Here is a 23681-nt window from a genome sequence, read left to right as displayed (position 1 = left end):
GGCGGCGCCATTCCTGTTGCCGGGCGCCCTGTCATTTTTGTTGACAGATCGGCACGGGCGCTGTCAATCTAAATTAAAACCAATGGTTCAAATAATGAACCAATCACAACAGGGAGTCGCGAATGAAAAAGATGCACCTTCTGGGCGCAGCCGCGGGGCTTGCGCTGGCCGCCATGACCGGCACGGCAATGGCCGAATACCCCGAAAAGCCCGTGACCTTCATCGTGCCTTGGCCGCCCGGCGATCTGGAGGACGTGCTGACGCGGATGATCGCGGAAGAAATGCAGAACCAGACCGGCGTGCCGGCCGCGGTGGTGAACAAGCCCGGCGGCGGCGGTGTCGTGGGCGGTGTCGAGGTGGCCACGGCGGCGCCTGACGGCTATACCGTCGGCTCTTTCGTCGTGGGGATTCCCACGATCAAGACGATGGGCGCGGATGCGCAGATCGCCCCGGACGCGCTGGAACCGGTGGGGATCTTCCTGACCTATCCGTTCCTCATCGCGACGAAGGCGGATGCGCCCTATTCGACGATGCAGGAACTGGCGGAACATTCGAAGGCCAATGACGTGCGCCTGGGCCATTTCGGCTATGGTCTTGAACCGACGCTGCTGACCTTCAAGGCGATGGCGGATCTGGGTGGCAAGTTCAGCGCCGAAGCCGCCTTTGACGCGGTCGATTGTTCGACCCTGTCGAATGGCGATGCCGATGTCATCAACACTACCGCACAGCTTGTCCTGTCCTGCCTCGGCGATCTGAAGGTGCTTGCGACGATCACCAACGAACGCACCGCCATCACCCCGGATGTCCCGACCCTGGGCGAAGTGGTGCCCGGCCTTGATGTCACGCTGTGGAACGGGCTGTTCGTTCCAAAGGGCACCCCGCAGGAGGTGAAGGACAAGATCGCCGCCGTCGCGCAGACCGTGATCGCATCCGACGCCGCGCAGGAGATCGCCAGCACGACCGGTGCGCTGGTCTACTGGAAGGGCGCCGAGGACAGCGCCGCGCAGATCGCCAGCGACATGCAGATGCTGATGGGCGTGCGCGAAGCCTTGGGCGTGACCGAATAGGCCCCGCCTCTTTGCACGGGCGGCGCGGCCTATCCTGCCCGCGCCGCCTCCTCCGCCGCATCCTGCCGCCGCGCCCCTGCCGCGCCGAACCGGGAAAGCCATGCCCGAACCCGACGAACAGACGAACCGGCTGGAAAGCCTGCTGCTCACGCTGATCTTTGCGGCGCTGTCACTGGCGCTTCTGCTGACCATCTTCGTTGCGACCCGGACCGGGCCGGCACAGGCCGGATGGTGGACGCGCCCGGCGCTTGCCCCCGGCGTCGCGCTGACGGTGCTGGTTCTGGCCAACGCGCTGACGCTGTGGAAAGAGATCGCAAGCCTCAGGCGCAGCCCGGCCACGCCCGCCGAATGGGCCGAGGCACGGGCGCGCGTGATCGCGTGGCTGCGCCCGGTGGAGTTTCTGGCCTATTTCGCCGCCTACCTGTGGTCGCTGAAGCTGATCGGCTATTTCCCGGCAACGCTGGTTTTCGTGACCGGCCTCATGTGGCGCGTGGGCCTGCGGGGCGGGCGCTGGATGCTGGCCGGGGCGCTGACCGCGCTTGCGCTTGTGCTGATCTTCCGCGTCGGGCTGGGGGTATGGATGCCCGCGCCCGCGCTTTATGACCTGATGCCGGGCGGGATGCGCACCGCCCTGATCCGCTGGTTCTGATGGGGGCGGGGCGATGGATTTCCTGCTGACCGGCCTTGCGCAACTGTCCGATCCCGCAGTGATCGCCGTGATGGTCATTGGCGCGATCCTTGGCGTCGTCGTCGGGGCGATCCCGGGCGCGGGCGCTGCGGTCACGATCTCGATCCTCTTGCCCACCACCTTTGCGATGGATCCGCTGACGGGGATGACCCTGCTTCTGGGCGTCTATTGTGGGTCGGCCTACGGATCGGCCATTCCCGCCGTGCTGATCAACACGCCGGGCTCGCCCGTGGCGGTCCTGACCGCGATGGAGGCGCGTCCCTTCGTCGAACGCGGCGAGGCGCGGCGGGCGATGTCGCTGGCCTATTCCTCGTCCTTCGTGGGGGGCGTTCTGGCGGTGCTGGCGCTGATGGTGATGACGCAGCCGCTGGCGCGGATCGCCAGCAACTTCGGCTCGGCCGAATTCGCGATGTTGGCCATCTCGGCGCTGGTGCTGGTTATCATTGGTCATAGCGGGCGCAGGGCCGAGGCGACGGCGGCGCTGGCCTTCGGGCTGTTCCTCGCCACGATCGGCATCGAAACCGCCTATTCCACGCAGCGCTATACCTTCGGCATCCCCTCGCTCATATCGGGGATACCCTTGGTGCCGCTGGTGATCGGATTGTTCGCCATGTCCGAGGCGCTGGTGCAGCTTTCCTCGCGCAGCCACGCGGCGGCCCCCGCACAGCTGGGCGGTCGCTTCTTTCAGGGTTTTGCCGAGGTCTTCCGCTATCCGCGAACGCTGTTCGGATCGTCCGGCGTAGGCATCGTGATCGGCATCATGCCGGGGGTGGGCGAGTTTCTGGCCCAGCAGGTCAATTACGTCTGGGCGCGCAAGTTCAGCCGCGAGGGGCATCTTTTCGGCAAGGGCGCGCCCGAGGGCATCATCGTGTCCGAGGCCACCAACAATGCGGTGCCCCCCGCCGCCCTGATCCCGATGCTGGCGCTTGGCATCCCGGGCGAGGAACTGACCGCGATGATGCTGGCGGTTTTTCTGGTCCACAACGTCATTCCCGGCCCGGACCTGTTCCTGAACCGGCCCGAGTTCGTGGCGGGGCTCTACTGGACGCTGCTTCTGATGAACGTCGTCATCATCGTCTTCCTGCTGTTCGCGACGCGGTGGATCGCGCGCGCGGCGACGGTCGACAGGCGCTTTCTCGGGGTGTTGATCCTGACCCTGTCGCTGATCGGCACCTATGCCTCGAACTACAATTTCTCGGATTGCGCGATCGCGATGGTCTTCGGGCTTCTGGGCTATATCCTGCGCAGCCACCGCTGGCCGCTTACACCGATCATGCTGGGCCTCGTGATGGGGCCGATCGTCGAGGGCCGGATGCGCCAGGCCCTTGGCGGCGCGAACGGCGATTTCTCGATCTTCGTGACGCGGCCGATCTCGGCCATACTGGTGGCCGCGCTGGCGATCCTGATCCTTTTCACCCTGCGCGCAGAGCTGAAGAACCGCCGCCGCGCCCGCGAAGACTGGCAGATCAATGACCAATAGCACGGACGACCTTCAGACCCGCATCGATACGCTCGCGCGTGCGCCGGTGCCGCCGGGCCGCCTTCAGATCGGGGGCCGCCATGTGGCGGGCGAAGGCGGCGAGGCCGAGGTGATCTCGCCCATCGATGGCCGGGTGCTGACCACGATCGCGACCGCCGGTGCCGCGGATGTGGACCGCGCCGTTGCCGCCGCGCGCGCCGCCTTCGAGGATGGCCGCTGGTCGCGCCAGCCGCCTGCCGCGCGAAAGGCGGTGCTGATGCGGCTTGCCGATCTGATCGACGCGCATGCGCTGGAGCTTGCGGTACTGGGCGTGCGCGACAACGGAACCGAAATTTCCATGGCGCTGAAGGCCGAACCCGGCAGCGCCGCCGCGACCTTCCGCTATTACGCCGAGGCGATCGACAAGGTGACGGGCGAAATCGCCCCCACCGCCGCCGGTGTCCTTGGCCTCGTCCATCGCGAACCGGTGGGTGTGGTCGGGGCCATCGTGCCCTGGAACTTTCCCCTGATGATCGGCGCATGGAAGGTGGCACCCGCCTTGGCCATGGGCAATTCCGTGGTGCTGAAACCGGCCGAGACCGCCTCGCTCACCCTGCTGAGGCTGGCCGATCTCGCGCTTGAGGCGGGGCTTCCGCCCGGCGTTCTGAATGTGGTCACTGGCCCGGGCCACATCACCGGCGAGGCGCTGGCCCTGTCGCGGGATGTCGATGTGCTGGTGTTCACCGGCTCCGGGGCGACGGGGCGCAGGCTGCTGGAATATTCAGCCAGATCGAACCTGAAACGCTGCTATCTGGAACTGGGCGGCAAGTCTCCCAACATCGTTTTCGCCGATGCGCCCGATCTTGCCGCCGCCGCCCGCGCCGCCGCGACGGCGATCTTCCGCAATGCCGGGCAGGTCTGCGTGGCAGGCTCGCGCCTTCTGGTCGAGGCATCGGTGCAAGAGCCCTTCCTGGCCGAACTCGTCGCCGCGACCGGGGCGATGCGCGTGGGAAATCCGCTGTCGCTGGCCACCCAGGTCGGCGCGGTGAACTCGGACGGGCAGTTGCAGGGCAACCTTCGCTTCGTGCGGGATGCCCGCGCCGAAGGCGGTCGTGTCGTGACCGGCGGCGAACGGGTGCTGGCGGACACCGGCGGCTACTACATGGCGCCGACCGTGGTCGCCGATGTCGCCCCCGCGCACCGTCTGTTCCGCGAAGAGGTCTTTGGCCCCGTGCTGGCCGTCACCCCCTTCACCGACGAGGCCGAGGCCGTCCGCCTTGCCAATGCCACCGACTACGGCCTTGCCGCCGGGGTCTGGACCGCGAACCTGTCGCGCGCGCACCGCATGGTGCGGGCCATCCGCGCCGGTGTGGTCCATGTCAACACCTACGGCGGGGCCGACATCACCGTGCCCCTGGGCGGCGTCAGGCAATCCGGCAACGGGCATGACAAGTCTTTGCACGCGCTGGACAAGTACACCGACCTGAAGACCGCCTGGATCCAGCTTTGACCTCTTCAACCTGATGCAAATACCCTGGGGGTCCGGGGGCAAGGCCCCCGGCGCCCGCCACCCAAGCAAAGGTCAATCCGATGGGAAACCGCATCCTCGTTGTCGGCACCTATGACACCAAGGACGATGAACTGACCTACCTGGCCCGACGCATCCGCGCGCAGGCCGGCGAGGTCGTCACCATGGACGTGTCCGTCCTGGGCGAACCGAAGGCGCCCACCGACATCTCCAAGCACGATGTCGCGGCGGCGGCCGGATCGTCGATTGCCGCGGCGATCGCGGCCGAGGATGAAAACACCGCCATGCAGATCATGGCCACCGGCGCGGCGCGGCTGGCGCGGCAATGGTTCCAGGCGGGGCGCTTCGACGGGGTGATCGTGCTGGGGGGCACGATGGGCACCGACCTTGCGCTTGACCTGTGCGCCGCGCTGCCGATGGGGGTGCCGAAATACGTCGTCTCGACCGTCAGCTTCTCGCCCATGATCCCGCCCGAACGGCTGGCGGCCGATATCCAGATGATCCTTTGGGCGGGCGGGCTCTACGGGCTGAACTCGGTCTGCAAGGCCTCGCTCAGCCAGGCGGCGGGCGCGGTTCTCGGGGCCGTGCGCGCGGTGGAGCCGCCCACCCGCGACCGCCCACTGATCGGCATGACCAGCTTCGGCAAGACCGTGCTGCGCTATATGGTGGCGCTGAAGCCCGCGCTTGAGGCGCGCGGGTTCGAGGTGGCGGTGTTTCACGCCACCGGCATGGGCGGGCGCGCCTTCGAAAGCCTCGCCGCCGAAGGCGCCTTTGCAGCGGTGATGGATTTCGCCCCGCAGGAGGTGGCCAACCACCTGTTCGGCTCGGCGATCACCGCCGGTCCTGACCGGATGACGACCGCCGGGGCGCAGGGCATCCCGCAGATGGTGGCGCCGGGTTGCTACGACCTGCTGGACGTGGTCGGCTGGCACGCCCCGCCGGACCGCTTCCGCGACCATCCTGCTCATGCGCACAACCGGCTTCTGTCGTCCTATCTTCTGGGGGCGGAAGAAAGGCGGATGGTGGCGCGCGAGATCGCGGCGAAGCTGGCCGGTGCCACCGGGCCGGTCACGCTGTTCCTGCCGACGCAGGGCTGCAACGAATGGGACCGCCCCGGCGCGCCCTTGCATGATGCAGGCGGGCTTGCCGCCTTCTGCGAGGAAATCCGCGCGGTCTGCCCGGCCACGGCACGGCTTGTCGAGATCGACGCCCACATCAACGATGCGGCCTTTGCCGAGGCGGTCCTGGCAGAATTCGACGATTGGTGCGCCCGCGGTGTGATCCGGGCCTGACGCCGGGCCGTATCCCCGACAAAGGAAAGGGCATCCCATGCAGGCCGTCATCGCCTTCGTCGTCACCTCGCTTGTCTTTCTGGCTGCCGATGCGGTCATGCTGCGCAATGTGCTGCAACCGCTTTTTGCCAGCCATCTGGGCGATCAGCTTTATCCCGACGGGTTCCGCCTGCCCGCGGCGGTGGGGTTCTACCTGGTCTACATGCTGGGGGTGATGTGGTTCGTAAGCCTTCCTGCCCTGCGCGAGGCCAGCACGACCTCGGCATTGGTCAACGGCGCGGTCCTGGGGCTTGTCGCCTACGGGACCTATGAGCTGACAAGCTGGGCCGTGATGCGCGACTGGCATCCCTCGATGGTCGCGATCGACATGGTCTGGGGCACGACGGTCACGGCGATTTCCGCTTGGGCCGGTGTGACGGCCGCCCGCGCCGTCGGGTAAAGCGGCAGGCACGCCGCCACGCGGTCAACCATCGCGGCCAAACTTCGGGCCAGGCTTCCGGCCTTCCCCCTATACAACCCCGGCCTTTTCCTGTATCGCCCACGCTTCGCCCTGCGGTTCCAGGGGTGGCACGGGCAGGGAGGCCCTGCCGCGACACGGGATGAGGGGGCACCATACGGGCGCCCGGCCGAAGGCCGCCACCGCCCCCCATCAGGCTTGGACCATGACTGACATGACGACGATTGCCGCGCCTCTGGCTGCGGCCCTTTCCGACCGGGGCTATGCCAGCCTCACCCCCGTGCAGCAGGCGATGCTGGCCCCCGAGATCGCGGGACGCGACCTGCTGGTTTCGGCGCAGACCGGATCGGGCAAGACGGTGGCCTTCGGGCTTGCCGTCGCGGGCGAGATCCTGGGCGGGATCGATGCGCTTCTGCCCGCCGACAAGCCAATCGCGCTGATCATCGCGCCGACGCGCGAACTGGCGCAGCAGGTGGCGCGCGAACTGGGTTGGCTTTACGCCAATGCAGGCGCGCAGATCGCCACCTGCGTGGGCGGAATGGATTATCGCACCGAACGCCGGGCATTGGAACGTGGCGCGCATATCGTCGTCGGCACACCGGGCCGTTTGCGCGACCATATCGAACGCGGTTCGCTCGATCTGTCCGAGGCGCGCGCCGTCGTGCTGGACGAGGCGGACGAGATGCTGGATCTGGGCTTTGCCGAGGATCTGGAATTCATCCTTTCGGCCGCGCCGGAAGGCCGCCGCACGCTGATGTTCTCGGCCACGGTGCCGAAAGAGATCGCCAAGCTGGCCGAAACCTTCCAGCGCGACGCGCAGCGGATCGAGGTGAAGGGCGAGGCGACCCAGCACGCCGATATCGAATACCGCGCGCTGTCGGTCTCGCCGCGCGACCGCGAAGGTGCGATCTTCAACGTGCTGCGCTTCTACGATGCGCAGACCGCGATCGTCTTCTGCAAGACGCGCACGGCGGTCAATCACCTGCTGGCGCGGATGGGCAACCGGGGCTTTCAGGCCGTGGCCCTTTCGGGCGAGCTGTCGCAATCGGAACGGATGCACGCGCTTCAGGCGCTGCGTGATGGGCGCGCGCGGGTCTGCATCGCGACCGACGTCGCCGCCCGCGGGATCGACCTGCCGGGGCTGGAACTGGTGATCCATGCCGATCTGCCGTCGAATTCCGAAACCCTTCTGCACCGCTCCGGCCGGACCGGGCGCGCGGGGCAGAAGGGCGTTTCGGCCCTGATCGTCGCCGGGTCCGAATACAAGAAGGCGCATCGCCTGCTTCAGGGCGCGAAGGTGGTGGCCGAATGGGGCCAGCCGCCCTCGGCCGATCAGGTGCAGGAACGCGAGGACGCGCGGATGCTGGATCATCCCGCGCTGGCCGATGCACCCGGCGACGAAGAGGCGCTGGCGGTGGACCTGCTGGACCGTTACGGCCCCGAACAGGTGGCGGCGGCCTTCGTGCGGCTGTGGCGGCAGGGGCGGTCAGCGCCCGAGGTGCTGCGGGATGACGTCTCGCCCGGACCGGCCCCGGCCGAACCCCGGCCGCGCACCGAATTCGGCGCAAGCCGCTGGTTCGTGCTGTCGGTGGGCCATACCGGCCGGGCCGAGGCGCGCTGGCTTCTGCCCAAGATCTGCGACGCGGGCGGGATCACCCGCAATGATATCGGCGCGATCCGGGTGCAGCAGGAACGGACCTTCGTGCAGATTGCGACCAAGGCGGCGGAACGCTTCGCCGACGGGATCGAGCTTGAGAACGGTATCCTGATGGAGCCGATGGACGACGAGCCCGATCTGGCGCGCCCCGAACGCGGTGCGCCGCGCAGCGGTGCCCGCCCGGACCGTCGCCCGGCCGCGCCGCGCGACGGTGCCGCCCCGCGCCCCGCCCGTGCCCCGCGCGAGGATCGCCCTCGCGACGACAGGCCGCGCGAGGAGCGTCCCGCCTATCGTTCGGCCAAGCCGCCGCGCTTTGTCGACGAGGATGCCTCCGAAGCGCCGCGCCCGCGCCGCGATGCACAGGCCGAAGCGCCGCGCAAACCCTGGGCGCGCAAGGAGGATGCCGGCGAAGACCGCGCACCGCGCAAGCCCCGCGCCGTGGCTGAGGAGGCCCCGCGCCCCAGAAAGCCGCGCGACGAAGGCGGCTGGACGCCGCGCGCCCCGCGTGGCGAGGATGCGCCGCGTCCCCCGCGCCGCGCCGAGGGCGATGCGCCCGCCCCGCGCAAGCCGCGCTGGACGCCCGATGACCGCGACCGTGCGGCCAACCCCGCGCCACGTTCGGCCGGGTTCAAGAGCCACGGCGGCGGCGCCGGGAAGCCCGCGCGTTCCGCCGGCTACAAGTCGCACGGCGGGGCCGAGGATCGCCCGGCCCGGTCCTCCGGCTTCAAGAGCCACGGCGACAAGCCCCATGGCGACCGTCCGCCGCGCGCCGAAGGCGCCGACGCCCGCCCGGCGCGGTCCGGCGGCTTCAAGAGCCACGGCGACAGGCCCAAGCCCGAGGGCAAACCCTATGGCAAGCCCGCATCGGGCAGCGCTGGCAAGCCGGGCGGCAAGCCCTTTGGCAAGCCCGCGGGCAAGTTCGGGGCCAAGCCGGCAGCCGCCGCCAAACCGGCGCGCCCCAAGGCCGACGCGCGCGACACCTCCAAACGGTTCGTCCCGCCGAAAAAGAAGTGACGATCAGCGGGCGGCGGTCATCGCCTTGATCGCCGCCACATGATCCGCCGTGGCGCCCCTTGCGTCGGCGGCGAGGGTGGCGGTTTCGGCCATCAGGTCCTGCGGTTCCACGATCCGGTCGATCAGGCCCCAGGCCAGCGCCTCTTCGGCGGTGGCGCGGGCGCCTGCCATCAGGATCATCCTTGCGCGGGCGGGCCCGACCAGCGCCACAAGGCGACCGGGGTCCGATGGCTGCGGCAGGAAGCCCAGTTTCATCACCGGATAGAAGAACCGGGCCGTGGGCACTGCGATGCGCAGGTCGCAGGCCAGCGCCATACCCATCGCGCCGCCCGCCAGCGTCCCGTTCAGCGCGGCGATGGTCAGGCAGGGCAGGGCCGCGATCCGGCCCGACAGCCGTTCCCAGACGCCATCGGTGGCGAGGCCGGCGCGCGCCTCGTCCAGGTCGGCGCCGGCGGAAAACACCTTGCCCACCCCGGTCAGCACCAGCACGCGGGCGCTGGCCGCATGCGCGTGCGCCACGGCATCATCCAGATCCTCGAGCATGGTGCGGGTCAGGGAATTGGCCTTGTCCGGCCGGTTCAGGGTCAGCGTCCACACGCCCTCATCGACCTGCACCCCGATCATGCGATCAGCCCCACGCGGCGGCGGATGGCCTCGTCCCGCAACGAGATTTCCTGCCCCAGGAATTCGTCGGCATCCGGGCTGCACATCCAGTGAAGCGCCCGCGCCGGCCATTCGGCGGGAATGTGCACCGAAGGGTCGAGCTGGCTGACGGGGTTGATGCCGCTGGCCTTGATCTTGACCTGCATCTCGGTCGCAACGGTGCCGGGCGACAGGCCCATGACGCGCAGGCCGTTCGACGCCTCTTCCAGATGCGCGCTGCGGGTCAGCATCGCCGCCCCGGCCTTTCCGGCGCAATAGGCGCTCCATCCTTCCAGGGGGTTGTGCGCCGCGCCGGAGGATACGGTGATCACCGTCCCCCCGCCCTGCCGTTTCATCAAGGGGATGGCCGCGCGCATGCCGTTGAAGACGCCGGTCAGGTTGATCTGGATCGACCGCGCCCATTCGGCGGGGTCGGCCTCGGTCAGGCGGGCGATCGGGTCGATCACGCCGGCGTTCCCGATCCAGACATCAAGACGGCCGCAGCGCGCCATGACCGTTTCGGCCGCAGCCTGCACCGATACCCAGTCGGCCACGTCGCAGGTCAGGGCCATCGCGCCGTTTCCGATTTCTTCGGCGAGGGCGGCGATGTCATGGCCGCTGCGCGCGATCAGCGCCACACGGGCGCCCTGCGCTGCAAAAAGCCGGGCGGCGGCCGCGCCGATCCCCCGGCTTGCGCCGGTAATTGCGATCACCTTTCCGTTCATGTCCGACCCCTGCTTTCGTCCCGGTTCAAACCTTGTTACCCCATCCGCGGACTGCGCGGAATCCCTTGACCGCGCCGTGCCTTGGACTGATGCTGAGGCATCGATTACGAAAGGATGATTTGTTATGTCCCAATGGAAACTCGCGGCTTCGACGGCGGTGATCGCGCTGGTCGCCGGCCATTCGGCTTTGGCCGACGTGACCCCCGAACAGGTCTGGGAAGATTGGCAGGGCCTGATCAAGGCCTATGGCCAGACGCTTGAGGTGGGTGGGGAAAACCGGTCGGGCGATACGCTGGTCGTGTCGGGCGTGAAGATGATCGCCACCGAAGAGGGCGCGTCGGCGACCGTCAATATCGACGAAATCTCGTTCCAGGACCGGGGCGACGGGTCGGTTCTGGTGAAGATGTCCGAACAGGTGCCGGTCGAGATGGCCGTGCCCCCGGTCGAGGGCGAGGCGAAGGCCGTCAACATGGCGATGCAGATCAGCCAGCCGGGGCTGGAGATCATCGCCTCGGGCGCGCCGGGCGAGATGCGGTATGACTTCACCGGCCCGCAGATGAAGATCACCCTGACCGGCACCGAAGAGGGCGCCACCGCGCCGGCCATGACCTTTGATTTCGGCTTTGGCGGGATCGCGGGCAACTACCTGTTCGCCGGAACCGATACCAAGACGCTGAATTCGTCCTTCAAGGCGGACAGCATGACCTTCGTGATGAACGTCGACGAACCCGAAGGCGATGGCGTGATGAAGTTCGAAGGCGCGGCCGCGAACCTTACCGGCACGTCGAACGCGACGCTTCCGGCCAACTACGATGCGGCCAACCCTGCGGCGGCGCTGGCGGCGGGCATGTCGGTTGATGGCGGCTTCACCTATGGCGCCTCGACTTTCGGCTTCGATTACAACGCCGACGGGCAAAGCGGCAAGGGCAATGGCACCTTCACGGGCGGCGACTTCACCGTGGTCCTGAACCAGGCGCAGATGGGCTATGGCGCCAGCGCGCAGGGGGCGCAGATGACCTTTTCGTCGTCGGACATGCCCTTCCCCGAGGTCAAGCTGGCCTATGCCGACAGCGCCTTCAAGTTCATGATGCCAGTGTCGAAATCCGATGAACCCGCCGATTTCGCCTTCCTTACGAAGATCGTCGACCTGACCATCTCGGACGAGATCTGGGGGATGTTCGATCCCACGGCGCAGCTGCCGCGCGATCCGGTGTCGGTGGTCCTGGACACCAAGGGCAAGGCGAAGATGACGACGGATATCCTTGATCCGGCACAGGCCGAGGCCATGGGCGAGGGCGCGCCGGGCGAACTGCACGCGCTTGACCTGACGCAGTTGCAGATCAAGGCGATCGGCGCCGAGATCACCGGCGACGGCGCTCTGACCTTCGACAACTCCGATCTGGAAACCTTCGGCGGGATGCCCGTGCCCACCGGCACGATCAACATCAAGGCCGTAGGCGTGAACGGCGTGATGGACAAGCTGGTTGCCATGGGTCTTCTGCCCGAGGATCAGGTGATGGGCGCGCGCATGATGCTGGGCATGTTCGCCAAGGTCGTGGAGGGCGAGACCGACACGCTGACCTCGACGCTGGAGTTCAAGGACAAGGGCTTTTTTGCCAATGGCATGCAGCTGCAGTAATCGCCGCTGAGCCTGCGAACCGGGCCGCCCTGCAAACCTGCCGGGCGGCCCTTTCTTGTGAAAGGACCACCGGATGACCGACCCCGCCATCGTCTTTGCCGATCTGCATGCCGCGATGGGGGGCCGGCTGTTCACCATCACGGTGCAGGACGATGCCGCGGGCGTGGTGCGCCGGGCCTGGTCGTCGGCCCCGGAGGCCTATCCGGTGTCGGGCACAAAGCCCTTGCAGCACGATCGATGGAGCCTACAGGTGCTGGTGCAGGGCGAAAGCTTTGTCGCCAACACCACGGCGGAATTCGCCGATGTCTTTCCCGACCATGAACTGATCAACAGCCTGGGATGTCATTCCGCGATGAACATCCCCGTCTTCGATGGCGACCGGGTTCTGGGCACGATCAACATCCTGGATGCCGAAGGCTTCTTTACCGAAGAGCGTGTTCTTGCGTTCGAGACGCTGGCGCTTGGCGCGCATGACCGGCTGGTCGCCGCGATGCGGGCCGTCGACCTGAGCGTTGGCTGAGGCTTGCACTGGCCTGCGAGCCGCACTAGGTGCGAGACGCAGCAACATTTTGGGGCGCCGATGACCGACAGGCTTGAAACACTGACCGCCGCGCTCTTGTCCGCCGCCCGCAAGGCGGGGGCCGAGGCCGCCGATGCGCTGGCCATCGATGGTGCCTCGGTCGGGATCGACATCCGTCAGGGCAAGCTGGAACAGGCCGAACGTGCCGAGGCGGTGGAAATCGGCCTGCGCGTCCTGATCGGCGGGCGGCAGGCCTGCGTTTCTGCCTCGGACACTTCGGACCGGACGATTGCGGACCTTGCCGAACGGGCCGTCGCGATGGCACGCGAGGCACCGGTCGACCCCTACGCGGGGCTTGCCGACCCGTCACAGATCGCCACGGCGTGGGACCTGGACGCGCTGGCGCTGTGCGACCCTGCCCCCGAACCCGAGGCGCGGGCGCTGGAAACCGATGCGCGTACCGCCGAGGATGCGGCGATGTCATCGGCGGGCATCCGGCAGGTCGAGGCATCGGCGGGCTATTCGCGGCGGCGGATGTTCCTTGCGGCCACCAACGGCTTTGCCGGGGGCTATGCGCGGACGTCGCGATCGGTTTCGGCCGTGGCCTTCACCGGCGAGGGCACCGCGATGGAACGGGACTGGGCCGGTGAGTCGCGCGTGTGGCAGGCCGACCTGCCGTCGGCGGCCGAGGTGGGCGCGCTGGCCGCCGAACGGGCGCTGGCACGTGCCGGGGCGCGGAAACCGGCGACCGGCGTCTATCCGGTGTTGTTCGATGAACGCATCGCCAGTTCGCTGATCGGGCATCTTCTGGCGGCGGTGAACGGTGCCAGCATCGCGCGCGGGTCAAGCTGGCTGCGGGATGCGCTTGGCCAGCAGATCCTGCCCAGGGGCCTATCTGTCATCGAGGACCCGCATCGCCCCCGGATCGGATCGAGCCGCCCCTTCGATGGCGAGGGTCTGCCGACCCGCCGCCGCGCCATCGTTCAAGATGGTGTTCTGACCGGTTGGACGCTGGATCTGGCCACGGCGCGGAAACTGGGCATGGAAAGCACCTCCAATGCCTCGCGCGGGACATCCTCGCCGCCCTCGCCTTCGACTTCGAACATCGACCTGACGCAAGGGACCGACAGCCGCGACGACCTGATCGCGGCGATGGGAACCGGGCTGCTGGTCACGTCTCTGATCGGGTCCACCATCAACCCGACGACGGGCGACTATTCGCGCGGGGCGTCGGGGTTCTGGGTGGAGGGCGGGCAGATCGCCTATCCGGTCAACGAATGCACCATCGCGGGCAACCTGCGGCAGATGCTGATGCAGATCGTCCCGGCCAATGACGCGCGGGCGCATCTGGCGACGCGCGTGCCCAGCCTTCTGGTTCCGGGGATGACGCTTGCCGGCGCATGATCTGGCCCTTCTGACCGAAGCCGCGCTGGAAGCGGGGACCATCGCGCTGCGCTACTGGAAGCGCAATCCCGACGTCTGGGACAAGGGCGACGGGGCCGGACCCGTAACCGAGGCCGATCTGGCGGTGAACCGGATGCTGCACGACCGGCTTCAGGGCGCGCGCCCCGATTACGGCTGGCTGTCCGAGGAAAGCGAGGACAGCGCCGCGCGACAGGCGGCCGACCGTGTCTTCATCGTCGATCCGATCGACGGAACCCGGTCCTTCATCGCGGGCGAGGATCATTTCGCCCATTCGCTGGCCGTAGCCGAACGGGGCCGGGTGGTGGCGGCGGTGGTCTATCTGCCGGCGATGGATCGCCTTTACACCGCGTCGGCGGTAACGCCGGCCATGTGCGATGGCCAACCGGTCCGCGCCTCGACCATCGCGGGGATCGAGGGGGCGAATGTGCTTTCGACCAGGGCGAATTTCCAGCCCGAGCAATGGCCCGGCGGCGTGCCCGACCTGAAGCGCAGTTTTCGCGCCTCGCTGGCCTACCGGCTGTGCCTGGTGGCCGAAGGGCGCTATGACGGGATGCTGACGCTGCGCGACGCCTGGGAATGGGACATCGCGGCAGGCGGGCTGATCGCGGAACGGGCGGGCGCGGTGGTGACCGACAGGGCCGGTCGGCCCTTGTCCTTCAACACGCCGCTTGCGCGCAATGCCGGTGTGGTGGCCGCGGCCCCCGGCCTGCATGGCGCGCTGATGGCGCGGTTGGTTGGCGCGGCCTGACAAGGTAAAGGGGCGGCCCTTGCGGAACCGCCCCCAATGGCATCGTCCAATGCCACGAAACCCGTTTCGGGATACGTCAGATCGCCGAGTTGATCCAGTTGGCCAGCGCGGCCTTGGGCGCGGCGCCGATCTTGTTCGACACGACCTCGCCATTCTTGAACAGGAACAGCGCGGGGATGCCGCGAACGCCCAGAACGGCCGGGCTGTCGGGGTTCTCGTCCACGTTGACCTTCACGATCTTGACCTTGCCCGCGTATTCGGCGGCCAGCTCTTCCAGGGCCGGGCCGATCTGGCGGCAGGGGCCGCACCATTCGGCCCAGAAATCCACGACAACCGGAATGTCCGATTTGCGGACTTCGGCGTCGAAGGTGGCGTCGGTGACGGCGATCGTAGCAGCGCCCATGATATATCTCCGGGAATGAATATGTCGGCTATCGAAGCTAGGGACCAAGGCGGGGAACGTCAAGGGATCGTGGGTGTCGCACCCCGGACCTCACGATATCGGGATCAGTCCGACGGGTTGTCCAGCGCCGCAAGCGCATGCAGCAGTTGCAGAAGTTGCGCGATCCGCTCGGCGCCGAATTCCTGTTCTAGGTCGCGGTAGACCCGCAGGCTGTGGGGCGAAACCTGCCCGATCAGCGCCTCGCCCGTGTCAGAGATGGACAGGACGATTCGCCGCCTGTCCCGTTCGTCGCGCATCTGGTGGATCAGGCCGCGTTCCGTCATCGCGCGGATCATCCGCGTCAGCGACGGGGCAAGGATGTTGGCGCGCGCCGCCACTTCGGTGGCATCCAGCGGCCCTGCTTCGGCCAGCACCCGGATCACGCGCCACTGCTGTTCGTTGATGCCGGCCTCGGCCAGAAGCGGACGGAACCGCGCCATCACCGCCTCGCGCGCCCGAAGCAGCGCCATCGGCAGCGACGACCGCGTGTCGCGGGGCAGGATGGCGTCGCCGTCGGGTTTGGGCGGCGGCGTCATGCCCGCACCCCCTGATCATGAGGCGCTGCGCCTTGCGCCTTCTGCCGGTCGGCTGCCCTGGCCCATGCGCCCATCTCAGGCTGCCCCCCGGGGCATCGGGTTCCGCGCCTTGTTATAGGGCTTCCAGTCCTCGACATCGGGATAGAACCGGCGCCGCCATGCCCTGACCCTGGGGTTCATCACGCGTTTCCAAAGCGGCGGGATCATCGCCAGCGTGGTCATCGCCGGATAACCGTAGGGCAGTTGCGGGGCCTCGTCCTCGGAATAGGTCTGAAGCAGGGGAAAGCGCCGGTCGGGTTTGTAATGGTGGTCCGAGTGGCGTTGCAGGTTGATCAGCAGCCAGTTCGAGGCACGGTGGCTGGCGTTCCAGGAATGGCGCGGCAGGACGTGTTCATATCGGCCCTCGCCCAGATGGCGGCGAGTCAGGCCGTAATGTTCGATGTAATTGACCAGCTCCAGCTGCCAGATCGCGACGCCCGACTGCCAGACGAACAGCAACATCCCTTGCCATCCCCCCAGCATCAGCGCAAGGACCAGCATCGCCAGTTGCAGCGCGCCATAGCGCCAGAACGGGTTTGACCGATGCCAGACGGGCAGGTCACGCCGCGCCAGCATCGCCTTTTCCGCCGCCCAGCTTGAGGCAAGGACCTGGCGCAGCACGCGGGGAAAGAACCGGTGGAAGCCTTCGTTGTAACGTGCCGTGACCGGATCGCGCGGCGTGCCGACCCAGGGGTGATGCACCCGCAGATGTTCACTGCGGAAATGGCCGTAAAGCACGCTTGCCAGCAGCAGATCGCCCAGCCAGCGTTCGACCGCCGATTTCTGATGCATCAGTTCGTGGCTGTAGTTGATGCCGATCGTGCCCGAGATGACGCCCACGCCGAAGAACAGGGCGACCTTTTCCATGGTGGAAAGGTGATCCGCCTGCGGGACGTACCAGATCAGCGCGAACAGGACGGTGAACTGGATCGGAAACCACAGCAGCGTGATCAGCCGGTACCAGAACAACCCGCCCTCTGGGGTATCAAGGTCGGCGTTGTCCTCGTTCAGCCCGGTGATCGCGTCCAGCAGCGAAAACATCCCCCAGCTGTAGAGCGGCAGCAGAACCAGCGTCCAGCCGCCATGCCAGGCCTCGATGAAGGCGACCGGGATCATCCCCAGCGAAAGCCAGAAGGGCAAGGCATTGACCGGGCGGGAAACCTCGGCTGCGGGGATCATCGTCATCTGTCACACCTTCACTCACGCTGGCGGAAGTCTAGCGCCAATCCGGCTTGCGGCTCAACTGTGACCAAAGGTGCCAGATGCGATATCCCAGACCTTGCGCATGACGGTGGGCAGGTCTGCCGGGCGGAAGGCCGGGCGCGCCACGAAGGCACCGCGCAAGGGGGCGTCCGACGCGTCGGGATCGACCATCACGGACAGGATCAAATGGAAATGGGTGAAGGTGTGCCGCGCCTCGCCCGCAAGGCGCCAGTCGCCGGCCAGGGGTGGGCCGCCGCCCGCGCCGTCCCAGCCATCGCCGGGAAAGCCGGGCATGCCCCCCAGAAGGCCGCGCTCGGGCCGGGTTTCCAGGAGGATCGCGCCGTCGGCGCGCCGGGCCACCCAGACCGTACCCTCGCGCACCGGTTTGGCGGCTTTCGGCGTCTTGCGCGGCAACTGCGCCGCGATCCCCCGCGCGCGCGCCGCGCAGGGGGCCGACCAGGGGCAGATGCCGCAGGCCGGGTTGCGGGGCGTGCAGATCGTGGCGCCCAGGTCCATCACCGCCTGCGCATAGTCGCCCGGCCGATCCGCTGGCGTCAGTCCGGCGGCCAGCGCCACCAGTTCCGGTTTTGCCGCGGGCAGCGGCGTTTCAACCGCGTGAAGCCGGGCCATCACCCTTTCAACGTTGCCGTCCACGACGGTCGCGGGTTCGTCATGGGCGATGGCGGCGATGGCAGCCGCGGTATAGGGGCCGATCCCCGGCAGCGCCAGAAGCCCTTCGCGCGTGGCAGGAAACACCCCGCCATGATCCGCCACCACGGCGCGCGCGCATTTCAGAAGGTTCCGCGCCCGGGCGTAATATCCCAGACCCGCCCATTCGGCCATCACCTCGGCATCGGCGGCGGCGGCCAGATCGGTCACCGTTGGCCAGCGGTCCGTGAAACGACGGAAATAATCCCGCACCGCGGCGACCGTGGTCTGTTGCAGCATCACTTCGGACAGCCAGACGCGATAGGGATCGGGGCGGATGCCCGCCGCGCGGTCGGCGGGACCGACGCGCCAGGGCATCACCCGCGCGTACCGGTCATACCAGGCCAGAAGGCTGCCGCTCAGATCGCCGTCACGCAATGTTTATGCTCCCCGCGGTTCCTATTCGCTGGCACATGGCCCGATCCGGCGTAAGATAACCGGTGAAAGGATGATTGCCAGATGGCCGCTCGCAAAGCCGATGAACCGTCCGCCGATACCCGCCGCATGCGCGGGTTCGAAGCGGCATCGGGCCTTTTGAAGGATCGCATCCGGGTCGCGGGCGAAAGCCGGGGCTTTGCCGCAACGCGGCTTCTGACGCATTGGGCCGATATCGTGGGCGAGGACCTGGCCAGATGCACCCGGCCGGTCAAGATCGGCTATGGCAAGGGCGGGCTTGGCGCGACGCTGACCCTTCTGACCACCGGACCGATGGCCCCGGTGATCGAGATGCGCAAGGAACAGATCCGCGAGAAGGTGAACGCCTGCTACGGCTACAACGCCGTGTCGCGCATCCACCTGACCCAGACCGCCGCCAGCGGCTTTGCCGAAGGTCAGGCCGCCTTCGCGCCCGCGCCGAAACCGGCAGGCCCGCCACCCGTGCCGCCGCAGATCGTGGCGCGCGCGCATGAGGTTGCCGAAGGCATCCATGACGATGGGCTGCGCCATGCCCTTGAAGCTTTGGCGCAAAACATCTTAACTCGCCACAAATCAGAATGAGGCTTCACGACATGAACGCAAAACTCGGTATCGGCGCCCTTGCGCTGGCCCTGATCGCCGGTTTCGGCCTTTGGTCCACCACCCGCGCGCCAGAGGCTGCCGGAACCTCACTTCTGCCGACGATGGCCGCGAACGCCCAGGAAGCGCCCGCCGCGGGCGAGGCGATCGAGATCAAGGACATGGCCCTGGGAAGCCCCGATGCCAAGGTCAAGATCATCGAATATGCCAGCTACACCTGTCCGCATTGCGCCACCTTCCACGAGGCTGTCTTCAAGCCGCTGAAGGCCGATTACATCGACACCGGCAAGGTGCATTTCACCTTCCGCGAGGTCTATTTCGACCGTTACGGCCTGTGGGCCGCGATGGTGGCGCGCTGCGGTGGCGACATGCGGTATTTCGGCATCTCGGGCCTGCTGATGGAAAAACAGTCCGAATGGGCGGCGACGGATGATCCGCTGGTCGCGGTCGAGAACATCAAGACCATTGGCCGGACGGCGGGCATGGATGATGCGACGCTTGGCGCCTGCATGGAAAACGGTGCGATGGCGCAGGCGATGGTGACGACCTCGCAGGCGAACATGGAAGCCGACGGCATCCAGGGCACGCCCACGCTGATGATCAACGGCGTCAAGCACTCGAACATGAGCTATGCCGACCTGAAGGCGATCATCGAAGAAGAACTGGCCAAGTAATCCCATGACGTCTCCGCTTGACGGCCTGAAGGTCATCGAACTGGCGCGCATCCTGGCCGGCCCCTGGGCCGGTCAGACGCTTGCCGATCTGGGTGCCGACGTGATCAAGGTGGAGGCGCCCGAAGGCGATGACACCCGCCGTTGGGGCCCGCCCTTCATCGACCGCGAGGGCGACCGATCGGCGGCCTATTTCCACGCCACCAACCGCGGCAAGCGATCCGTCACCTGCGATTTCCGCACGCCGGAAGGGCAAGAGGTGGTGCGCCGCCTTGTGGCCGAGGCCGATGTGGTGATCGAGAACTTCAAGGTCGGCGGGCTGGCGAAATACGGGTTGGACTACGACAGCCTGCGCAAGGTCAACCCGCGGCTGATCTATTGTTCGATCACCGGGTTCGGCCAGACCGGGCCCTATGCGCATCGCGCGGGTTATGACTTCATCATCCAGGGCATGGCCGGGCTGATGAGCGTGACGGGCGAGGCCGACGGACAGCCGCAGAAGGTGGGTGTCGCGGTGACGGACGTCTTCACCGGCATCTATGCCGCCACCGCGATCCTGGCCGCCGTGATCCAGCGCGACCGCACCGGCGAGGGCCAGCAGATCGACATGGCGCTGATGGACGTGGCCTGTTCGATCATGGCCAATCAGGCGATGAACTATCTGGCCACCGGGCGTGCGCCGCAGAAGATGGGCAACGCCCATCCGAACCTTGCCCCCTATGCGGTGTTCGACTGCGCCGATGGCTGGCTGATCCTGGCTACGGGGAACGACGGCCAGTATCGCAAGCTTTGTGCGATCCTCGGGCTTGACGGGATGGCCGAGGCGCCGGACTTCCTGACCAACGCCGACCGCATCGCCAACCGGGCCGAAATGACGCGACGCCTGACCGAGGCGACGCGCCGTTGGACCAAGGCCGACCTGCTGGCCGCCTGCGAGGCGCAGGGTGTGCCGGCCGGGCCGATCAACGACCTGGCCGAGGTGTTCGCCGATCCCCAGATCGTGGCGCGGGGCATGCAGCTTGACCTGGATGGCGTGCCGGGTGTCCGGTCGCCCTTCGCCTTCTCGGGCGCCGACCTGGCCCTGTCGCGGCCGGCCCCGAAGCTGGGCGAGCATCAGGACGAGGTTCTGGCCGCCAAGGGATAAGCGCCCGTCGCGCCTTTTCCTTCGGCCCGGGTTCCAGTAGGTTGCGCGCGATGCAACGGCAGGAGCCCGACCCATGACCCAACGCCTTCACCTCGTTTTCGGTGGCGAACTCGTGACGCCGTCGAAGACCGTGTTCAAGGACGTGTCCAAGATCCACATCGTTGGCATGTTCCCGGACTATGCCAGCGCCTTCAGCGCCTGGAAGGCCGAGGCGCAGCGGACCGTGGATGATGCGCACATGCGCTATTTCATCGCCCATATCCACCGTCTTCGCGACGAGGCGCAGGCCGGTTCGCCGACGGAAGAACTTGGCGACTGACGCGCCGCCTGACCATGGCCAGTCGTCTGGGGCTGCGGCTCAATCCCCTGTCGCGCGGAAGGAAGGCGCCCCCCGAAGCCGCCGTTCCGCCCGAACGGCCTTCGGGGCGGCTGGTGTGGTTGCATGCGCGCGACCATGTGCATCTGCCCGCCGCAGCGGAACTGGCACGCCGCATCCGTGACGACGACGGGCACCCCGTCCTTCTGACCTTCCCTGCGGAACTGGCCGCCGAGGCCACGTCGCATATCGGCATTCTCACGGCGACGGTTCCGGCCGATCAGCCCGGCGACGCGCGTGCCTTCGTGGATCACTGGCGGCCGGAATGTGCGGTGATCGTCGGGGGCGAACTGCGTGCGGCTCTGCTTGGCGAACTGGACAGGTGGCGCATTCCTCATGCCATGATCAACGCGCGCGCGCCCGCGCTGGCCCGAGGGCGCGACAGCTGGTGGCCGGGGACGCTGCGCAGTGTCCTTGCCCGGATGCGGCATGTCCATGTGATCGACGAAACAGCGGCACGCGCCTTTCTCAAGGCCGGCGCGAACCCGGCGGCCGTGCATGTCAGCGGACGCCTGGAAGAAGGGTCGGCGGCGCTGCCCTGTACCGAGGCCGAACGCGCCGCGCTGGCCCACCGATGGGCGGCGCGACCGGTCTGGCTGGCCGCCGACCTGCCGCAGGACGAAGAGACCGCCGTGATCGAGGCGCATCGCCATGCGCTTCGCCTGGCGCACCGCCTGCTTCTGATCGTCATGCCGCGCGACCCGGCGCGCGTGCCCGCGCTGGCCGAGCGGATGGAAACACAGGAACGCTGGGCCGTGGCGCGCCGCTCGCAGGAAGAAGAGCCCGACCCCGAAACCGAGGTCTACATCGTCGAGAACCCTTCGGAATACGGGCTGTGGTACAGGCTTGCGCCGATCACCTTCCTCGGCGGCAGCCTTTCGGGCACCGGGTGCTACCGCAACCCGATGGAGGCCGCGGCGCTTGGCTCTGCCATCATCCACGGGCCGCGCCCCGGCCCCTGGGGCGTGGCCTTCGGGCGGCTTGGCGCGGCGCGCGGCGCGCGGTCGGTGGCCTCGGCCTCGGACCTGGCCGAGGCGCTGGCCGACCTTCTGTCGCCCGACCGGATGGCGCGCCTGGCCGGTGCGGCCTGGGGCGTCTGTTCGGACGGGGTGGAAGCGACGGAACGGGCGCTGTCCCTGGTGCGCCACCTGCTGGGGGAAGAGTGATGCGCGCGCCCCGCTTCTGGTTCACGCCGCCCGACCGGCCCGCCCTTCTGGCGCGGCTCCTGTCGCCCCTCGGCGCGCTTTACGCCGCCGCGACGGCGCGGCGTGTGGCGCGGCCCGGCCATCGCGCGGGCGTGCCGGTGATCTGCGTGGGCAACCTGAACGCGGGCGGCACCGGCAAGACGCCCACGGCCATCGCCCTGATCGACCGTCTGACCGGCGTGCATGTCGTCAGCCGTGGCTATGGCGGCCGCCTGTCGGGGCCCGTCCAGGTCGATCCGGTCCGCCACACCGCCGATGAGGTGGGGGACGAGCCGCTGCTTCTGGCGGCCTTCGCCCCGACCTGGGTCGCACGGGACCGCGCCGCCGGGGTGCGCGCCGCCGAGGCCGCGGGCGCGCGGGTGATCCTGATGGATGACGGGTTCCAGAACCCGTCGGTGGAAAAGGACCTGTCCATCGTCGTGGTCGATGCGGTCGCCGGGTTCGGCAACGGGCGCTGCCTTCCGGCCGGCCCCCTGCGCGAGCCGGTCAAGGCGGGGCTGGCACGGGCGGATCTGCTGCTGTCGATCGGCCCGCCCGCCGCGCAGGCCGTCTTTGCCTCAGGCCTGCAAAGCCCCGTGCCGCATCTGACCGGCCGGCTTGAGGTGCTGCCCATGGGGATCGACTGGGCAGAGGAACGCGTGCTGGCCTTCGCCGGGATCGGCCATCCGGAAAAGTTCTTTGCCACGCTCAGGGCCGAAGGCGCCACGATCCTGCGCGCCGAGGCGCTGGAGGATCACCAGCCGCTGACCGACCGGCTTCTTTTGCGGCTCGAGGCCGAGGCGAAACTTCTGGGCGCGCAGATGGTGACGACCGAAAAGGACGCCGTCCGCCTGCCCCCCGCCTTCCGCTCGAAGGTCCTGACCCTGCCCGTCCGGCTGCGGATCGACGATCCGACGGCGCTGGACGAGGCATTGGCGCGGGTGGTGGGGTAAAAACAGACGAATACCGCTGGCCGTGCTTTGCCGGGCGAGCCGAACCGGGCAAAGAATATTTGGCCTGAAAGCTGTAGAAATCGTATCATCGGCAAGTTGGGTCGCGGGCGGTGCGCATTGCATGGGCAAAGCCCTACCGCGTCTTCTTTCTGCAAGAGTCGGGCATGGGAGGCAAGGAGGCCATGACCAACGAAGAAACAGTTGCAGCTATTGTTAGGGTTGTTCGCACCTACGTTACGTCCATGACCGCTGGCGATCGTCAGGGCCTTGAGCGAGTGTTCTTCGAAAACGCGAGCGAAGTTGGTCACTATCAAGGTGAACTTCTCTGGAACTCACGGGATGGGTTCATCCGCATGTGCGAGGAGGCCGCTGACGGTTCAACAGATCCAGCATGGACAATTCGCAACCTCTCGGTTCACGGCGATATCGCTGTTGTCCACGTAGAGGATGATTGGGCGGGGATGCGCTTTGACGATATCCTGACCCTGCTTTACCATGAAGGCGCTTGGCGCATTGTGTCAAAAGCGTTCCGTATCCAGCCCTGAGAAGG

The 23681-nt window shown here is 67.6% G+C and carries 24 protein-coding genes; 18 read left to right on the top strand and 6 right to left on the bottom strand.

All coding sequences use genetic code 11. The features are described from left to right. Positions 1-122: 122 nt before the first annotated feature. The 7 genes from E7811_RS10800 to E7811_RS10770 all read left to right on the top strand — a co-directional run bounded on the left by E7811_RS10800 (position 123) and on the right by E7811_RS10770 (position 9162). Positions 123-1067, top strand: coding sequence for a tripartite tricarboxylate transporter substrate binding protein (locus E7811_RS10800; protein WP_136394635.1), 945 nt, complete (start codon positions 123-125; stop codon positions 1065-1067). A gap of 100 nt (positions 1068-1167) precedes the next feature. Then, on the top strand, positions 1168-1716 hold the full coding sequence (locus E7811_RS10795; RefSeq protein WP_136394634.1) for a tripartite tricarboxylate transporter TctB family protein: 549 nt from the start codon (positions 1168-1170) through the stop codon (positions 1714-1716). Between the two features lie 13 nt (positions 1717-1729). Further along, entirely contained in the window at positions 1730-3235 is a 1506-nt protein-coding gene (locus E7811_RS10790) for a tripartite tricarboxylate transporter permease (protein ID WP_136394633.1), read from the top strand. After that, the gene (locus tag E7811_RS10785; RefSeq protein ID WP_136394632.1) at positions 3225-4724 is read left to right on the top strand and encodes an aldehyde dehydrogenase family protein; all 1500 of its coding nucleotides are present in this window, start codon (positions 3225-3227) and stop codon (positions 4722-4724) included. The genes E7811_RS10790 and E7811_RS10785 overlap by 11 nt, the downstream gene beginning before the upstream one ends. Before the next feature lie 80 nt (positions 4725-4804). Further along, positions 4805-6034 (top strand): Tm-1-like ATP-binding domain-containing protein, encoded by a 1230-nt coding sequence (locus E7811_RS10780; RefSeq protein ID WP_136394631.1) that lies wholly within the window; start codon positions 4805-4807, stop codon positions 6032-6034. 37 nt (positions 6035-6071) lie between these two features. Next, positions 6072-6473, top strand: a complete 402-nt coding sequence (locus E7811_RS10775) for a DUF2177 family protein (protein WP_136394630.1) — start codon at positions 6072-6074, stop codon at positions 6471-6473. 232 nt (positions 6474-6705) lie between these two features. Continuing rightward, complete coding sequence (locus tag E7811_RS10770) at positions 6706-9162, top strand: DEAD/DEAH box helicase (protein WP_394345617.1); 2457 nt, start codon at positions 6706-6708, stop codon at positions 9160-9162. A 3-nt stretch (positions 9163-9165) separates the two neighbouring features. Here the strand turns inward: E7811_RS10770 and E7811_RS10765 are convergent, their stop codons facing one another. Further along, positions 9166-9786, bottom strand: a complete 621-nt coding sequence (locus tag E7811_RS10765; protein ID WP_136394628.1) for an enoyl-CoA hydratase/isomerase family protein — start codon at positions 9784-9786, stop codon at positions 9166-9168. Next, positions 9783-10529 carry an SDR family oxidoreductase gene (locus E7811_RS10760; RefSeq protein WP_136394627.1) on the bottom strand — a complete coding sequence of 249 codons (747 nt, stop codon included), beginning with the start codon at positions 10527-10529 and terminating at the stop codon, positions 9783-9785. Before E7811_RS10760 ends, E7811_RS10765 begins: the two co-directional genes overlap by 4 nt. A 124-nt stretch (positions 10530-10653) precedes the next feature. Between E7811_RS10760 and E7811_RS10755 the strand changes: the two genes are divergently transcribed. The 4 genes from E7811_RS10755 to E7811_RS10740 all read left to right on the top strand — a co-directional run bounded on the left by E7811_RS10755 (position 10654) and on the right by E7811_RS10740 (position 14861). Next, the gene (locus tag E7811_RS10755; protein WP_136394626.1) at positions 10654-12168 is read left to right on the top strand and encodes a DUF2125 domain-containing protein; all 1515 of its coding nucleotides are present in this window, start codon (positions 10654-10656) and stop codon (positions 12166-12168) included. Between the two features lie 73 nt (positions 12169-12241). Further along, the gene (locus tag E7811_RS10750; RefSeq protein WP_136394625.1) at positions 12242-12688 is read left to right on the top strand and encodes a GAF domain-containing protein; all 447 of its coding nucleotides are present in this window, start codon (positions 12242-12244) and stop codon (positions 12686-12688) included. Between the two features lie 60 nt (positions 12689-12748). Further along, positions 12749-14092 (top strand): TldD/PmbA family protein, encoded by a 1344-nt coding sequence (locus tag E7811_RS10745; RefSeq protein ID WP_136394624.1) that lies wholly within the window; start codon positions 12749-12751, stop codon positions 14090-14092. Beyond that, positions 14079-14861 carry a 3'(2'),5'-bisphosphate nucleotidase CysQ gene (locus E7811_RS10740; protein WP_136394623.1) on the top strand — a complete coding sequence of 261 codons (783 nt, stop codon included), beginning with the start codon at positions 14079-14081 and terminating at the stop codon, positions 14859-14861. The genes E7811_RS10745 and E7811_RS10740 overlap by 14 nt, the downstream gene beginning before the upstream one ends. A gap of 76 nt (positions 14862-14937) precedes the next feature. On the opposite strand, the gene trxA is transcribed toward E7811_RS10740, so the two are convergent. The 4 genes from trxA to mutY all read right to left on the bottom strand — a co-directional run bounded on the left by trxA (position 14938) and on the right by mutY (position 18167). Continuing rightward, the gene (gene trxA / locus E7811_RS10735; protein ID WP_136394622.1) at positions 14938-15264 is read right to left on the bottom strand and encodes a thioredoxin; all 327 of its coding nucleotides are present in this window, start codon (positions 15262-15264) and stop codon (positions 14938-14940) included. Between the two features lie 104 nt (positions 15265-15368). Continuing rightward, complete coding sequence (gene hpaR, locus E7811_RS10730; RefSeq protein WP_136394621.1) at positions 15369-15839, bottom strand: homoprotocatechuate degradation operon regulator HpaR; 471 nt, start codon at positions 15837-15839, stop codon at positions 15369-15371. Between the two features lie 75 nt (positions 15840-15914). After that, complete coding sequence (locus E7811_RS10725) at positions 15915-17057, bottom strand: alkane 1-monooxygenase (RefSeq protein WP_136394750.1); 1143 nt, start codon at positions 17055-17057, stop codon at positions 15915-15917. Between the two features lie 60 nt (positions 17058-17117). After that, complete coding sequence (gene mutY / locus E7811_RS10720) at positions 17118-18167, bottom strand: A/G-specific adenine glycosylase (RefSeq protein WP_211092106.1); 1050 nt, start codon at positions 18165-18167, stop codon at positions 17118-17120. Between the two features lie 81 nt (positions 18168-18248). Between mutY and E7811_RS10715 the strand changes: the two genes are divergently transcribed. From E7811_RS10715 to E7811_RS10685, 7 genes are all read left to right on the top strand, one after another. Then, the gene (locus E7811_RS10715; RefSeq protein WP_246020366.1) at positions 18249-18785 is read left to right on the top strand and encodes a DUF721 domain-containing protein; all 537 of its coding nucleotides are present in this window, start codon (positions 18249-18251) and stop codon (positions 18783-18785) included. A gap of 11 nt (positions 18786-18796) precedes the next feature. After that, complete coding sequence (locus E7811_RS10710; protein ID WP_136394747.1) at positions 18797-19477, top strand: DsbA family protein; 681 nt, start codon at positions 18797-18799, stop codon at positions 19475-19477. A 4-nt stretch (positions 19478-19481) separates the two neighbouring features. Further along, a complete protein-coding gene (locus E7811_RS10705) occupies positions 19482-20618 on the top strand; it encodes a CaiB/BaiF CoA transferase family protein (protein ID WP_136394620.1) in 1137 nt (378 codons plus the stop codon). Positions 20619-20691: 73 nt separating this feature from the next. Beyond that, positions 20692-20937, top strand: coding sequence for a DUF4170 domain-containing protein (locus E7811_RS10700; protein WP_136394619.1), 246 nt, complete (start codon positions 20692-20694; stop codon positions 20935-20937). A 14-nt stretch (positions 20938-20951) separates the two neighbouring features. Then, positions 20952-22160 (top strand): 3-deoxy-D-manno-octulosonic acid transferase, encoded by a 1209-nt coding sequence (locus E7811_RS10695; protein ID WP_136394618.1) that lies wholly within the window; start codon positions 20952-20954, stop codon positions 22158-22160. Beyond that, positions 22160-23131 (top strand): tetraacyldisaccharide 4'-kinase, encoded by a 972-nt coding sequence (gene lpxK / locus E7811_RS10690; protein ID WP_136394617.1) that lies wholly within the window; start codon positions 22160-22162, stop codon positions 23129-23131. The genes E7811_RS10695 and lpxK overlap by 1 nt, the downstream gene beginning before the upstream one ends. 182 nt (positions 23132-23313) lie before the next feature. Beyond that, positions 23314-23676, top strand: coding sequence for a nuclear transport factor 2 family protein (locus E7811_RS10685; protein ID WP_168732993.1), 363 nt, complete (start codon positions 23314-23316; stop codon positions 23674-23676). Positions 23677-23681: the final 5 nt, after the last annotated feature.

Origin of the sequence: Aliigemmobacter aestuarii (assembly GCF_004799285.1) — a bacterium.
Taxonomy (GTDB): domain Bacteria; phylum Pseudomonadota; class Alphaproteobacteria; order Rhodobacterales; family Rhodobacteraceae; genus Aliigemmobacter; species Aliigemmobacter aestuarii.
This window is presented reverse-complemented; position numbering and strand designations above follow the sequence as displayed.

Coding starts and splice junctions, on each gene's coding strand:
- E7811_RS10695 (WP_136394618.1), top strand. CDS start 20,952: ATGGCCAGTCGTCTGGGGCTGCGGCTCAATCCCCTGTCGCGCGGAAGG.
- E7811_RS10705 (WP_136394620.1), top strand. CDS start 19,482: ATGACGTCTCCGCTTGACGGCCTGAAGGTCATCGAACTGGCGCGCATC.
- E7811_RS10795 (WP_136394634.1), top strand. CDS start 1,168: ATGCCCGAACCCGACGAACAGACGAACCGGCTGGAAAGCCTGCTGCTC.
- E7811_RS10770 (WP_394345617.1), top strand. CDS start 6,706: ATGACGACGATTGCCGCGCCTCTGGCTGCGGCCCTTTCCGACCGGGGC.
- trxA (WP_136394622.1), bottom strand. CDS start 15,264: ATGGGCGCTGCTACGATCGCCGTCACCGACGCCACCTTCGACGCCGAA.
- hpaR (WP_136394621.1), bottom strand. CDS start 15,839: ATGACGCCGCCGCCCAAACCCGACGGCGACGCCATCCTGCCCCGCGAC.
- E7811_RS10780 (WP_136394631.1), top strand. CDS start 4,805: ATGGGAAACCGCATCCTCGTTGTCGGCACCTATGACACCAAGGACGAT.
- E7811_RS10760 (WP_136394627.1), bottom strand. CDS start 10,529: ATGAACGGAAAGGTGATCGCAATTACCGGCGCAAGCCGGGGGATCGGC.
- E7811_RS10700 (WP_136394619.1), top strand. CDS start 20,692: ATGACCCAACGCCTTCACCTCGTTTTCGGTGGCGAACTCGTGACGCCG.
- E7811_RS10685 (WP_168732993.1), top strand. CDS start 23,314: ATGACCAACGAAGAAACAGTTGCAGCTATTGTTAGGGTTGTTCGCACC.
- E7811_RS10710 (WP_136394747.1), top strand. CDS start 18,797: ATGAACGCAAAACTCGGTATCGGCGCCCTTGCGCTGGCCCTGATCGCC.
- E7811_RS10755 (WP_136394626.1), top strand. CDS start 10,654: ATGTCCCAATGGAAACTCGCGGCTTCGACGGCGGTGATCGCGCTGGTC.
- E7811_RS10725 (WP_136394750.1), bottom strand. CDS start 17,057: ATGATCCCCGCAGCCGAGGTTTCCCGCCCGGTCAATGCCTTGCCCTTC.
- E7811_RS10785 (WP_136394632.1), top strand. CDS start 3,225: ATGACCAATAGCACGGACGACCTTCAGACCCGCATCGATACGCTCGCG.
- E7811_RS10775 (WP_136394630.1), top strand. CDS start 6,072: ATGCAGGCCGTCATCGCCTTCGTCGTCACCTCGCTTGTCTTTCTGGCT.
- lpxK (WP_136394617.1), top strand. CDS start 22,160: ATGCGCGCGCCCCGCTTCTGGTTCACGCCGCCCGACCGGCCCGCCCTT.
- E7811_RS10765 (WP_136394628.1), bottom strand. CDS start 9,786: ATGATCGGGGTGCAGGTCGATGAGGGCGTGTGGACGCTGACCCTGAAC.
- E7811_RS10745 (WP_136394624.1), top strand. CDS start 12,749: ATGACCGACAGGCTTGAAACACTGACCGCCGCGCTCTTGTCCGCCGCC.
- E7811_RS10750 (WP_136394625.1), top strand. CDS start 12,242: ATGACCGACCCCGCCATCGTCTTTGCCGATCTGCATGCCGCGATGGGG.
- E7811_RS10790 (WP_136394633.1), top strand. CDS start 1,730: ATGGATTTCCTGCTGACCGGCCTTGCGCAACTGTCCGATCCCGCAGTG.
- E7811_RS10800 (WP_136394635.1), top strand. CDS start 123: ATGAAAAAGATGCACCTTCTGGGCGCAGCCGCGGGGCTTGCGCTGGCC.
- E7811_RS10715 (WP_246020366.1), top strand. CDS start 18,249: ATGGCCGCTCGCAAAGCCGATGAACCGTCCGCCGATACCCGCCGCATG.